This is a genomic window from Streptomyces sp. NPDC058632 (genome assembly GCF_042717095.1).
Lineage (GTDB): Bacteria > Actinomycetota > Actinomycetes > Streptomycetales > Streptomycetaceae > Streptomyces.
Window position 1 is genome coordinate 37,985 of record NZ_JBHXQZ010000030.1, and the last position, 12,829, is coordinate 50,813.

General features: G+C 69.6%; 11 protein-coding genes. 1 reads left to right on the plus strand and 10 read right to left on the minus strand.

Annotated elements, in window-relative coordinates; genetic code table 11:
* Nucleotides 1-37: 37 nt before the first annotated feature.
* From mreD to ACFWVE_RS14120, 7 genes are all read right to left on the minus strand, one after another.
* On the minus strand, nt 38-703 hold the full coding sequence (mreD, locus tag ACFWVE_RS14090; RefSeq protein WP_384012750.1) for a rod shape-determining protein MreD: 666 nt from the start codon (nt 701-703) through the stop codon (nt 38-40).
* A 12-nt stretch (nt 704-715) separates the two neighbouring features.
* On the minus strand, nt 716-1,657 hold the full coding sequence (gene mreC / locus ACFWVE_RS14095) for a rod shape-determining protein MreC (protein ID WP_384012752.1): 942 nt from the start codon (nt 1,655-1,657) through the stop codon (nt 716-718).
* Between the two features lie 169 nt (nt 1,658-1,826).
* Complete coding sequence (locus ACFWVE_RS14100; protein WP_384012755.1) at nt 1,827-2,846, minus strand: rod shape-determining protein; 1,020 nt, start codon at nt 2,844-2,846, stop codon at nt 1,827-1,829.
* 487 nt (nt 2,847-3,333) lie between these two features.
* A complete protein-coding gene (gene ndk, locus ACFWVE_RS14105) occupies nt 3,334-3,747 on the minus strand; it encodes a nucleoside-diphosphate kinase (protein WP_257849078.1) in 414 nt (137 codons plus the stop codon).
* A 70-nt stretch (nt 3,748-3,817) separates the two neighbouring features.
* Complete coding sequence (locus ACFWVE_RS14110; protein ID WP_384012759.1) at nt 3,818-4,168, minus strand: DUF4233 domain-containing protein; 351 nt, start codon at nt 4,166-4,168, stop codon at nt 3,818-3,820.
* A 6-nt stretch (nt 4,169-4,174) separates the two neighbouring features.
* A complete protein-coding gene (locus ACFWVE_RS14115; protein WP_384012761.1) occupies nt 4,175-5,734 on the minus strand; it encodes a bifunctional folylpolyglutamate synthase/dihydrofolate synthase in 1,560 nt (519 codons plus the stop codon).
* A gap of 102 nt (nt 5,735-5,836) precedes the next feature.
* Nucleotides 5,837-8,485 (minus strand): valine--tRNA ligase, encoded by a 2,649-nt coding sequence (locus ACFWVE_RS14120; RefSeq protein WP_384012764.1) that lies wholly within the window; start codon nt 8,483-8,485, stop codon nt 5,837-5,839.
* Nucleotides 8,486-8,623: 138 nt separating this feature from the next.
* Between ACFWVE_RS14120 and ACFWVE_RS14125 the strand changes: the two genes are divergently transcribed.
* Nucleotides 8,624-9,562: a hypothetical protein gene (locus ACFWVE_RS14125; protein WP_384012767.1), complete on the plus strand. Its 939-nt coding sequence runs from the start codon at nt 8,624-8,626 to the stop codon at nt 9,560-9,562.
* A 145-nt stretch (nt 9,563-9,707) separates the two neighbouring features.
* On the opposite strand, the gene clpX is transcribed toward ACFWVE_RS14125, so the two are convergent.
* The 3 genes from clpX to ACFWVE_RS14140 form a co-directional block, all read right to left on the minus strand.
* Complete coding sequence (clpX, locus tag ACFWVE_RS14130; RefSeq protein ID WP_384012769.1) at nt 9,708-10,994, minus strand: ATP-dependent Clp protease ATP-binding subunit ClpX; 1,287 nt, start codon at nt 10,992-10,994, stop codon at nt 9,708-9,710.
* Nucleotides 10,995-11,183: 189 nt separating this feature from the next.
* A complete protein-coding gene (locus ACFWVE_RS14135; RefSeq protein WP_055593250.1) occupies nt 11,184-11,864 on the minus strand; it encodes an ATP-dependent Clp protease proteolytic subunit in 681 nt (226 codons plus the stop codon).
* Between the two features lie 165 nt (nt 11,865-12,029).
* On the minus strand, nt 12,030-12,638 hold the full coding sequence (locus ACFWVE_RS14140) for an ATP-dependent Clp protease proteolytic subunit (RefSeq protein WP_266076971.1): 609 nt from the start codon (nt 12,636-12,638) through the stop codon (nt 12,030-12,032).
* Nucleotides 12,639-12,829: the final 191 nt, after the last annotated feature.

The following is a 12,829-nucleotide window of genomic DNA, read 5'->3' on the forward strand; positions in this document are numbered from 1 at the left end:
CACGCGGTTTCCTCCCCCTCGGTGAGGTGGTGCGGGGTCACAGGCGCTTGACCCCCTTGATGCGGCCGGCCCGCGCCACCCGTGCCCGCGCCGCCTTCACGCGAAGGCCCCGCTGGGCGCCGATGCGCAGCCCGGTGCCGCCGGAGCTCCAGCCGGAGGCGACGTCGCCGGACTTGGCGGAGCTGGTCTCGGCGAGCGGATCGTTCTCGGCCCGGCGGGCCAGGGCCATGACGCCGGGGACGACGAACGGGGCGAGCAGCAGGTCGTACAGGGCGGCGCTGAAGAGCAGTCCGCCGAGGCCGACATGGCGGGCGGCGGTGTCACCGACGAGGGCGCCGACGCCGGCGTAGAGCAGGGTGGAGCCGACCGCGGCGGCGACCACCACGGTCATGGGGCCGGTCGCCGACCTCACCTGGCCGGACTCGGGCTTGACCAGTCCGGCGAGGTAGCCGATGACGCACAGCACGAGGGCGTAGCGGCCGACGGCGTGGTCGGCGGGCGGTGCGAGGTCGGCGAGGAGGCCCGCACCGAAGCCGATGAGGGAGCCGCCGACATGGCCGTAGACCAGGGCGAGGCCGAGGACGGTGAGGAGGAGCAGGTCGGGGACGGCGCCCGGGAGGTGGAGGCGGGCGAGGACGCTCACCTGGATCACCAGGGCGACGACGATCAGTGAGCTGGAGAGCAGGATCCGGTTGACGCGCATGGGTGACAGCTCCTACTGCTCTTGCTGGTACTGGCCGTCGGCGGGGGCGGACGGGGTGACGGTCACCGTGACGGTCGGGGTGGGTACCGGCTTCGGCTTCTTCGGCAGCACCGTGTCGCGCGGGTCCTTCGCGGGGGCCTGGACGACGACGCCGACGATGTCGAGCTTGGTGAAGCTGACGAACGGCGTGACGTAGAGGGTGCGGGTGAGGTCACCGCCGGAGGGGTCGACCCGGGAGACGGTGCCGACGGGGACGCCGGGCACGAACGGCTTGTCGGCCTGGGAGCCGAAGGTGACCAGCCGGTCGCCCTTCTTGATCTCGGCCTTGCCGTTGAGGAGTTCGACGCGCAGGGGTTGGTCGCCCTGGCCGGAGGCGAAGCCGAGTTCGTCACCGGCCTCCATGCGGGTGCCGACGGTGAAGTCGGGGTCGTTGGCGAGCAGCACGGTGGCGGTGTGCGGGCCGACGGTGGTGACCCGGCCGACGAGTCCGTCGCCGTTGAGGACGGTCATGTCGCGCTCGATGCCGTCGTTCGCGCCGACGTCGATGGTGATCGTCCAGGAGAAGCCCTGGGCCGCTCCTATGGCGATGACCTGGGCGCCCTTGATGCCGTACTGGCCCTGGCCGGCGACCTTCAGCATCGTGTCGAGCTGCTTGGCTCTGCTGCGGTTGCGGTCGTCGCTGCCGAGTTCGGCCTTGAGCGTGGCGTTCTCCCGCTCGAGTTCGGCGAGCCGGTCGTGCCGGTCGCCGGAGTCACGGACCGCGGCGACCGCGTTGCCGATCGGGTCGACCGCGCCGGACACTCCGTTCTCGATCGGGCCGAAGACCGTGGCCGCGGCCTGTCGGGCACCGTCGACCGGTGAATCCTCTCCGCCGCGGATGTCCACCGTGATCAGTGCGAAAGCGGTGGTGATCAGCAGCACCAGGAGCAGCCGGCTCTCTCGTGTGTCCCTCACGTGCGGCGGCCGTGCCTTCCTCGTCGAAACGGGTAGCGAGAACGGAAGTCGTCAGGTCTTCGGAAGTCTTCGGGAACGGTCGGAAAGTATGGGTGGAACTGGTGTCTTCATATCAACGATCCGCCGTACGGGAGGAGATCGTCCCGTACGGCGGAATCGAAGAGGTGTGTCATCTGCGCGGCTGGGCGTCCAGCACCTGCTGGAGTGCCTCGAACTCCTCGACGCACTTTCCGGAACCGAGCGCCACGCTGTCCAGCGGGTCCTCGGCGATGTGGATGGGCATGCCCGTCTCCTGGCGCAGCCGCTCGTCCAGACCGCGCAGCAGGGCGCCGCCACCGGTCAGCACGATGCCCCGGTCCATGATGTCGCCGGACAGTTCCGGCGGGCATTTGTCGAGGGTGGTCTTGACGGCGTCCACGATCGCGTTGACGGGCTCCTCGATCGCCTTGCGGACTTCGCCGGCGGAGATGACCACGGTCTTGGGCAGCCCGGAGACAAGGTCCCGGCCGCGGATCTCGGTGTGTTCGTCGGAGTCCAGGTCGTACGCCGAACCGATCGTGATCTTGATCTGCTCGGCCGAGCGCTCACCCAGCAGAAGGGAGTACTCCTTCTTGATGTACTGGATGATCGCGTTGTCCAGCTCGTCGCCCGCGACCCGGATGGACTGGGCGGTGACGATGCCGCCGAGGGAGATGACCGCGACCTCCGTGGTGCCGCCGCCGATGTCCACCACCATGTTGCCCGTGGCCTCGTGGACCGGCAGGCCGGAGCCGATGGCCGCGGCCATGGGCTCCTCGATGATGTGCACCTGGCGGGCGCCGGCCTGGGACGACGCCTCGATGACGGCACGGCGCTCCACACCTGTGATGCCCGAGGGGACACAGACGACGACCCGCGGACGGGCCAGATACCGCCGCTTGTGGATCTTCAGGATGAAGTAGCGGAGCATCCGCTCGGTGATCTCGAAGTCGGCGATGACGCCGTCCTTCAGGGGGCGGACGGCAACGATGTTGCCGGGGGTGCGCCCGATCATCTTCTTCGCTTCGGACCCGACCGCGAGGATGCCACCGGTATTGGTGTTGATCGCCACGACGGACGGCTCATTGAGTACGATCCCGCGGCCTCTGACGTACACCAGCGTGTTGGCGGTCCCGAGGTCGACAGCCATGTCACGGCCGATGAACGACATTGAGTTCCCCATGAGGATTCGTCTGGCCTTCCCACTGGCTTTTGAGGGCTTTTCAGGTAGGCGAGGTGGGTGCGGTGACGCGAAGGCTTCCATCGTAGACGCGCCTTCGCGAACACGGCGCGAGGGTCTTCGCCATTGTCATCGGATGGCGGATCCCGTTGCTTGTGGAGACGGGCCATCGGGGGCATTCGTTCCCCCGAACGCCGCTCGTACGTCGAAAAGGTCTGGGGGCAAAGCCCCCAGACCGTCGCCAGGCGTCCGAAACCGCAGCCCACGGCCGCTACGTGATTGTTATGCGCGACCTTGGCGGGTGATCGTCGTGTGCGGTCCTCGCGCCCCTCGTCGTACGCGTGTTGTACACAACCGTTGTGCGCGTTCGTCGTGCACGGCGGTTACGCCACGTACGGCCAGGCGGGCGATCGGTACGCACGGCACTGCCCGTGGGGCCGTCACGCGCGGCCGGTACGCACGGTGTTGCCCGTGGACGTCAGGCGCGGCCCGGGAAGAAGATCTTCACCTCGCGCTCGGCGGACTCCTCGGAGTCGGAGGCGTGGATCAGGTTCTCCCGGACGATGACGCCGAAGTCCCCGCGGATCGATCCCGGGGCCGCGGCGACCGGGTCGGTCGGGCCGGCCAGCTGACGCACGCCCTCGATGACCCGCTCACCCTCGACGATCATCGCCACGACGGGGCCTGATGCCATGAACTCCATCAAGGGCTCGTAGAACGGGCGGCCGACGTGCTCCGCGTAGTGCTGCTCCAGAGTGGCGCGGTCCAGGGTCCGCTGCTCCAGCGCGGTGAGCTGCCAGCCGGCCTTGCGTTCGATACGGCTGATGATCTCGCCGGTCAGGCCGCGCCGGACGGCGTCGGGCTTGAGGAGGACGAGGGTGCGCTGGGTCACGGCGGAGCTCCTTGTGCATCACGGGTGGTGCGAGGTTTTGTGAAGGTTACCGGGCAGGGCTCCGTGCCTGTCACGCAGCGTCAGGCTGTTCGGCCCGGGCGGCGAACCGGGCCTTCGCCTCGTCGATCTTCCGTCCGTAGTGCACCGAGGCCCACCACAGCGCCGCGAACATCACGCCCAGGAAGAACATCACCGGGACGAAGACGCCGGAGGCGATCAGCAGGATCTGCAGGACCCAGCCGAGGGCGGTGCCGCCGGGCCGGGTGATCATCCCGCACAGGGCCACGGACAGGAACATGGCGATGCCGCAGACCGTCCACACCGTGCCGGTCGCCAGGTCCGGGTCCTTCATCGCGACCAGTCCGGCGAAACCGATGACGAAGCACTCGCCGATCAGGGTCGACGCGCAGAGTGTACGCACGGTGTCTCAGCCCTTCCCCAGAAGCAGTCGGGCCTCGCCGACGGTGATGACGGAACCGGTGACGAGCACACCGGCGCCGGTGAACTCGCCCTCCTCCTCGGCGAGCGTGATCGCCGCCTCCAGCGCGTCGGGCAGCCGGGGTTCGACCTGGACGCGGTCCTCGCCGAACACCTCGACGGCGATCCCGGCCAGTTCGTCGGCGTCCATCGCGCGGTGGCTGGAGTTCTGTGTGACGACGACCTCGGCGAAGACCGGTTCGAAGGCCTCCAGCAGCCCGCGCACGTTCTTGTCGCCGCTCGCGCCGACCACGCCGATGAGCCGGCTGAACTGGAACGCCTCCCCGATCGCGCCGGCCGCGGCCCGCGCGCCCGCCGGGTTGTGGGCGGCGTCCAGCACGACGGTGGGCGACCGGCGTACGACCTCCAGCCGGCCCGGTGAGGCGACGGCGGCGAAGGCCTTGCGGACGGTGTCGATGTCCAGCGGTTCGGCGCGCTGGGCGCCGACGCCGAAGAACGCCTCCACGGCGGCGAGCGCCACGGCGGCGTTGTGCGCCTGGTGGGCGCCGTGCAGCGGCAGATACACCTCGGGGTACTCGCCGCCGAGGCCGCGCAGGGTCAGCTGCTGGCCGCCCACGGCGACCTGCCGGGCGACGACCCCGAACTCCAGCCCTTCCCGGGCCACGGTCGCGTCGGCCTCGACGGCCTTCTTCAGCAGTACCTGGGCCGCGTCGACCGGCTGCTGGGCCATGATCACGGTCGCGTCCGGCTTGATGATGCCGGCCTTCTCGGCGGCGATCTCGGCGGGCGTGGTGCCGAGCCGGTCGGTGTGGTCGAGGTCGATCGGCATCACCACGGCGACGCCGGCGTCGATCACGTTGGTGGCGTCCCAGCTGCCGCCCATGCCGACCTCGACGACGGCCGCATCCACCGGCGCGTCGGCGAAGGCCGCGTACGCCATGCCGGTGAGCACCTCGAAGAAGGACAGCCGGTGCTCCTGCCGGTCGTCGACCATCCCGACGTACGGCGCGATGTCCCGGTACGTCTCCACGAACCGCTCGGCGGAGACCGGCGCGCCGTCGAGGCTGATCCGCTCGGTGACCGACTGGACGTGCGGCGAGGTGTAGCGCCCGGTGCGCAGTTCGAAGGCGCCGAGCAGGGCCTCGATCATGCGTGCGGTGGACGTCTTGCCGTTGGTGCCGGTGATGTGGATCGAGGGGTACGCGCGCTGCGGCTCGCCCAGGACGTCCATCAGCGCGGCGACCCGGGCCAGGGACGGCTCCAGCTTGGTCTCGCCCCAGCGGGTCGCCAGTTCCCCCTCGACCTCCCGCAGGGCCTTGTCGGCCTCGGGGTCCGCCGGCCGCGCGGGCACCTCGGACTCGGGCGCGCCGCCCTGCGTGCGCAGGGTGCGGCTGCCGGCTTCGATCACCGCGAGGTCGGGGTCCCGGTGCGTCTCGGCCTCGATGATCTCCTCGAAGGGGTCGGGGGAGTCGAGGGGGTAGAGGGGGTCGGGCCGGTCGTCGTGGTCACCGTGGTCGTCGTGGTTGCCGTTCGGGGGGAGGTCGCTCACGGGGCCAGTCTACGTATCCGCCCGTATCCGTCCCACGGCAGCCGAAAGCCCCCGGAACCGCTCGGGCTCCGGGGGCTTTCGAGGACGTGGGACGGCTGGGGGCTACGCCTTCGGGAGCCGCTCCAGCTGGGCCCCGATGCGGGCGATGTCCTCGTCCGCCTTGGCCAGCCGCATACGGATCTTGTCGACCACGTGGTCGGGGGCCTTCGCCAGGAACGCCTCGTTGCCCAGCTTGGCCTGTGCCTGCTGGCGCTCCTTCTGCGCGGCCGCGAGGTCCTTGGTGAGGCGCTTGCGCTCGGCCTCGAAGTCGATCACCCCGGACAGGTCCAGGGCGACCTCGACGCCCGCCACCGGCAGGGCCGCCGTCGCGGTGAACGCGTCGCCCTCCGGCTGGAGACGCAGCAGCTGCCGGATCGCCGCCTCGTGCGGGGCGAGCGCCGAGCCGTCGAGGGACAGCCGGGCCGGGACCCGCTGGCCGGGCTGCAGACCCTGGTCGGCGCGGAAGCGGCGGACCTCGGTGATGACGGACTGGAGGGTCGCGATCTCCCGCTCGGCGCCGGCGTCCCGGAAGCCGCCCGGTGCGTCGGCACCAGGAACGGACACAGCCTGCGGCCAGTCGGCGACGACGACCGACTCTCCGCCGGTCAGCGTCGTCCACAGCGTCTCGGTGACGAACGGGACCACCGGGTGCAGCAGCCGCAGCGTGACGTCGAGGACCTCGCCCAGGACGCGCTTGCTGACCTCGGCCGGCTCCCCGCCCGCCTGGAACGTCGTCTTGGACAGCTCGACGTACCAGTCGAAGACCTCGTCCCACGCGAAGTGGAACAGCGCGTCGGACAGCTTGGCGAACTGGAAGTCGTCGTAGAACGCGTCGACTTCGGCGACCACCGCGTTGAGCCGGGAGAGGATCCAGCGGTCGGTCGGCGACAGCTTCGACGCGTCCGGCAGCGGGCCGTCGACCGTGGCGCCGTTCATCAGCGCGAAGCGGGTCGCGTTCCAGATCTTGTTGGCGAAGTTGCGGGAGCCCTGGACCCAGTCCTCGCCGATCGGCACGTCGGTGCCCGGGTTGGCGCCGCGCGCGAGGGTGAAGCGGAGGGCGTCGGAGCCGTACTTGTCCATCCAGTCCAGCGGGTTGACCGCGTTGCCGAAGGACTTCGACATCTTCTTGCCGAACTGGTCGCGGACCATGCCGTGCAGGGCGATGGTGTGGAACGGCGGGGTGCCGTCCATCGCGTACAGGCCGAACATCATCATCCGGGCGACCCAGAAGAAGAGGATGTCGTAGCCGGTGACCAGGACGGAGTTCGGGTAGAACTTCGCGAGCGATTCCGTCTGTTCGGGCCAGCCGAGCGTGGAGAACGGCCACAGGCCCGACGAGAACCAGGTGTCGAGGACGTCGGTGTCCTGGTGCCAGCCCTCGCCGCTGGGCGCCTCGTCGTCGGGGCCGACACAGACGACCTCGCCGTCCGGCCCGTACCAGACCGGGATGCGGTGGCCCCACCACAGCTGGCGCGAGATGCACCAGTCGTGGAGGTTGTCGACCCAGTCGAAGTACCGCTTCTCCATCTCCTGCGGGTGGATCTTGACGCGGCCGTCGCGGACGGCGTCACCCGCCGCCTCGGCCAGCGGGCCGACCTTGACCCACCACTGCATGGACAGCCGTGGCTCGACGGTGGTCTTGCAGCGCGAGCAGTGGCCGACGCTGTGGACGTACGGCCGCTTCTCGGCGACGATCCGGCCCTCGGCGCGCAGCGCGGCGACGATGGCGGAGCGGGCCTCGAGCCGGTCCAGTCCCTGGAAGGGGCCGTGGACGGTGATGACGGCGTGCTCGTCCATCACGGTGAGGGACGGCAGGTCGTGGCGGCGGCCGATCTCGAAGTCGTTCGGGTCGTGCGCCGGGGTCACCTTGACGGCGCCGGTGCCGAACTCGGGGTCGACGTGCTCGTCGGCGACGACCGGGATGGAGCGGTCGGTCAGCGGCAGCCGGATGAGCTTGCCGATCAGGTGCCGGTACCGCTCGTCCTCGGGGTGGACGGCGACGGCCGTGTCGCCGAGCATCGTCTCGGCGCGGGTGGTGGCGACGACGATGGTGTCGTCCCCGTCGCCGTACTTCATGGAGACGAGTTCGCCGTCGTCGTCCTGGTAGTCGACCTCGATGTCGGAGATCGCGGTCAGACAGCGCGGGCACCAGTTGATGATGCGCTCGGCGCGGTAGATCAGCTCGTCGTCGTAGAGCCGCTTGAAGATGGTCTGGACGGCCTGGGACAGCCCCTCGTCCATGGTGAAGCGCTCACGCGACCAGGCGACGCCGTCACCGAGGCGGCGCATCTGCCCGGAGATCTGGCCGCCGGACTCGCCCTTCCACTGCCAGACCCGCTCGACGAAGGCCTCGCGGCCCAGGTCGTGCCGGGACTTGCCCTCCTTGCCGAGTTCCCGCTCGACGATGTTCTGCGTGGCGATGCCGGCGTGGTCCATGCCGGGCTGCCACAGCGTCTCGTGGCCCTGCATGCGCTTGCGGCGGGTCAGGGCGTCGATGAGGGTGTGCTCGAAGGCGTGCCCGAGGTGCAGGCTGCCCGTGACGTTCGGCGGGGGGATGACGACGGTGTACGGGGGCTTGTCGCTCTTCGCGTCCGCCTCGAAATAGCCCCGCTCCACCCAGCGCTCGTACAGCGGCCCCTCTACCTCGGCCGGCGCGTACTGGGTCGGCAGTTCGGAGGTGGGCGGCTGCGGCTGCTGAGAGTTCTCGGTCACGAGCCTCAGTTTAGAGGTGTCACGGCCCAGTCCCGAAACGCGATTCCTTTGTAACGGTGCACCCCCCGATGGCCTGATCGCGCCGGAGCTGAGACAGGATGTCAGCGACACATAAGTATCTGGAGGGGAACCCAGAACATGAGCTACAACCAGCCGGGCCCGTACGGCGGGCAGCCCCAGCAGCCCGGACCGTACGGTCAGCCGGGTCCCTACGGCCAGCAGCCGCAGGCTCCGCAGCCCGGCTACGGCTACCCCCAGCAGACTCCGCCTCCCGGCCAGCCCGGGTACGGCTACCCGCCCCAGCCCGGCCAGGGCGTCCCGCCGCAGCAGCCCCCCTACGGCCAGGCCCCGTACGGTGCGCCCCAGCCCCCGGCCCCGGGTGGCGGCGCCAAGAAGGCCGGCTGGATCATCGGCGCGGTGGCGGTCGTGGCCGCGATCGGTGTCGGCGTGTACTTCGTGATAGGCGGGGGCGGTGGCGCGGGCGGTGTGGAGGACGACGGCCCGCACAAGCTGTCCGCGCCGGAGACGGTCATGGGCGAGTACACGCGCGTCGGTGAGGGCGGCGAGGACTCGAGCTCCAGCACCACGAAGGACCTGGCCAAGGGCGGGGTGAAGAACGGCAAGTCCGTTGGCGCCTCCTACTCGACGGCCGACTTCAGCAACTACGACCCCGCGAACCCCGACCCGGCCGACATGCCCGGCCAGGACGAGCTGCTCAAGGCGAAGGGCGTGACGTTCTTCGGCGCCTACGGCGAGGTCGAGGACCCCGAGGCGGCCGTGGACAAGCTCTTCGCCAACATCGGGAAGGAGACCAAGGAGAACTCGTCCAACGAGCTCATGACCGAGCTGGTGGGCGAGCCCGAGGCGGTCGACCTCGACGGTGCGGTGATGAAGTGCCAGGCGGGCAAGGGCAACAACAACCTCACCCAGAAGGAGACCACCAACTGGTTCTGCATCTGGGCCGACTACAGCACGGTCGCCGTCGTCTCCCCCGGTGACAACACCAAGGACATCACGAAGGACGCCGCCGCGGACATCACCACGAAGCTCCGCGACGACGTGCGCGTGCCCGCGTAGTACGCGGCGCGTGCCCGCGTAGTACGCGGCGCGTGCCCGCGTACTACGCGGCGCGTGCCCGCGTACTACGCAGAGCGCGAAAGGGCCCCGGTCGCTCGACCGGGGCCCTTTCGCATGTGCGGGGAGCGGCGGTTGCCGCCGCGCCCTACGCCGTCTTCTGCTCGCCCGGTCCGCGGCCGCGGGCGTCGCGCGGGATCAGGGTCGGGTTGACGTTGGAGAGGACCACGTCCGCGGTGATGACCACGCGGGCGACGTCCTTGCGGGACGGGACCTCGTACATGACGCCCTGGAGGACTTCCTCCATGATGGCGCGCAGGCCGCGGGCGCCGGTCTGGCGCAGGATGGCCTGGTCGGCGATGGCCTCGAGGGCCTCGCGCTCGAAGTCCAGTTCCACGCCGTCGAGTTCGAAGAGGCGCTGGTACTGCTTGACGAGCGCGTTGCGCGGCTCGATCAGGATCTGGAGCAGGGCCTCGCGGTCGAGGTTGTGGACCGAGGTGATGACCGGGAGCCGGCCGATGAACTCGGGGATCATGCCGAACTTGACCAGGTCCTCCGGCATGACCTGCTCGAACTGGTCCTTGGACTCGATCTCCCGCTTGGAGCGGATCGTCGCGCCGAAACCGATGCCCTTGGCCCCCGCGCGGCCCTCGATGATCTTCTCAAGGCCGGAGAAGGCGCCGCCCACGATGAACAGCACGTTCGTCGTGTCGATCTGGATGAACTCCTGGTGCGGGTGCTTGCGGCCGCCCTGCGGCGGGACGGACGCCGTGGTGCCCTCGAGGATCTTCAGCAGGGCCTGCTGGACGCCCTCGCCGCTCACGTCGCGCGTGATCGACGGGTTCTCGCTCTTGCGCGCGACCTTGTCGATCTCGTCGATGTAGATGATGCCGGTCTCGGCCTTCTTGACGTCGTAGTCGGCGGCCTGGATCAGCTTCAACAGGATGTTCTCGACGTCCTCGCCGACGTACCCGGCCTCGGTGAGAGCGGTGGCGTCCGCGATCGCGAACGGGACGTTCAGCATGCGGGCGAGGGTCTGGGCGAGGAGGGTCTTGCCGGAGCCGGTGGGGCCCAGCAGCAGGATGTTGGACTTCGCCAGCTCGATGGCGTCCTCGCGGCCCTGGGCGCCGCCGTTCTCCCCCGCCTGGACCCGCTTGTAGTGGTTGTACACGGCGACGGAGAGGGCCTTCTTGGCCGATTCCTGGCCGACCACGTATCCCTCGAGGAACTCGTAGATCTCGCGGGGCTTGGGCAGTTCCTCCCAGCGGACCTCACTGGTCTCGGCGAGCTCCTCTTCGATGATCTCGTTGCAGAGGTCGATGCACTCGTCGCAGATGTACACACCGGGCCCTGCGATGAGCTTCTTGACCTGCTTCTGGCTCTTGCCGCAGAACGAGCACTTGAGCAGATCGCCGCCGTCACCGATGCGTGCCACGGTGTGCTTCCCCTTCGCCTGGGAGCCGCCTGGACGTCAACGTCCAGCGACTCCTGGTGCTGCCTTATGTCCGACGGTACCTTGCCGGGCCCCCCGTTCGGGCCCCCCTTGGCACGGTTCGCTTCGGCGTGGGCCGTCATGAACCATGCCAAGGGGCGGCAGACGATACAGCCTCCCGGGCCCCACGCGTCAGCGCAGGCTGGAGTTGTCCATCTTCCGGGTGGTGATGATCTGGTCGATCAGACCGTAGCTCAGCGCGTCCTCGGCCGTGAGGATCTTGTCGCGCTCGATGTCCTCGCGGATCTTCTCGACCGGCGTGGTGGAGTGCTTGGCCAGCATGTCCTCGAGCTGCGCACGCATCCGGAGGATCTCGTTGGCGGCGATCTCCAGGTCGGAGACCTGGCCGCGGCCGGTCTCGCTGTACGGCTGGTGGATCAGCACGCGGGCGTTCGGCAGCGCCATGCGCTTGCCGGGCGTACCGGCGGCGAGCAGGACCGCGGCGGCGGAGGCCGCCTGGCCCATGCAGACCGTCTGCACGTCGGGCTTCACGTACTGCATGGTGTCGTAGATCGCCGTGAGGGCGGTGAAGGAGCCGCCGGGGCTGTTGATGTAGACGGAGATGTCCCGGTCGGGGTCCATCGACTCCAGGCACAGCAGCTGCGCCATGACGTCGTTGGCGGAGGCGTCGTCGATCTGCACGCCGAGGAAGATCACGCGCTCCTCGAAGAGCTTCGCGTACGGGTCGTACTCGCGGATGCCCTGGGAGGTGCGCTCGACGAAGCGCGGGATGACGTAGCGGGACTCGGCCGCGGGGCCGGTGTACTCGGCACGGGTGCGGTCGTACAGGCCGCTGCCGGGGAAGTCGTTCACGGTGTCTCCTGGAAAGGGGCTGAGGCGGTGGGCCGGGGCTGCTGGGGCTGCCACCGGGCCCTTGGAGCCGGGCCGGGCCGGTCCGAGCGGGTCCGCTCGGAGCCGGTCCGTCCGGGCCGGGGTCCGGTGGGGGTCCTACGGGGCCGTGTGGCTCCCGTGGGCCGCTCAGGCCGCCCCGGTGCCGCCGCCGCCCGGCATGCCCGCGGCCGTGGGGATGACGTCGTCGATGAGGCCGTACTCCTTGGCCTCGAAGGCGTCGAACCAGCGGTCGCGGTCCGAGTCGCGGGTGATCTGCTCGATCGTCTGGCCGGTGTGCTGCGAGGTGAGCTCGGCCATGCGCTTCTTGGTGTGCAGCAGCCGCTCGGCGTGGATCTTGATGTCCGAGGCCGAGCCGGCCAGGCCGGCGGAGGGCTGGTGGATCAGGATCTCCGCGTTCGGCAGCGCGAAGCGCTTGCCGGGCGTGCCCGCGCTGAGCAGGAACTGGCCCATCGAGGCCGCGAGGCCCATGGCGATGGTCACCACGTCGTTCTTGATGAACTGCATGGTGTCGTAGATCGCCATGCCGGCGGTGATGGAGCCGCCGGGGCTGTTGATGTAGAGGAAGATGTCCTTGTCCGGGTCTGCGGCAAGGAGCAGCAGCTGTGCGGTGATCTTGTTGGCGATGTCGTCGTCGACCGGCTGGCCGAGGAAGATGATCCGCTCGCCGAGCAGCCGGTTGTAGACCTGGTCGCCGAGGCCACCACCGATGGAAGGCTCGCCGGCGGCTGAAGGCATCAGATTCGTCACGTATCCACCTGCTCGTCTTACGACGGCGCCGGGCCGTCTCACGTGTTCTGCCGGGGCGTGGGGCCGTCCGGCCGTGCTCGCGGACTCCCCTGCCCTCGTACTCATGGACCCTAACGCGCGGGCCCCTTCGGGGAATCCCGGAGCGGGGGGTGTTCGCTGTGAGCGCAGGTTGCTCCGCG

Bases quoted from the DNA above. Each gene is read 5' to 3' on its own strand.
- mreD (WP_384012750.1), bottom strand. From the start codon at position 703: ATGCGCGTCAACCGGATCCTGCTCTCCAGCTCACTGATCGTCGTCGCC.
- ACFWVE_RS14100 (WP_384012755.1), bottom strand. From the start codon at position 2,846: ATGTCGTTCATCGGCCGTGACATGGCTGTCGACCTCGGGACCGCCAAC.
- ACFWVE_RS14125 (WP_384012767.1), top strand. From the start codon at position 8,624: ATGAGCTACAACCAGCCGGGCCCGTACGGCGGGCAGCCCCAGCAGCCC.
- ACFWVE_RS14140 (WP_266076971.1), bottom strand. From the start codon at position 12,638: ATGCCTTCAGCCGCCGGCGAGCCTTCCATCGGTGGTGGCCTCGGCGAC.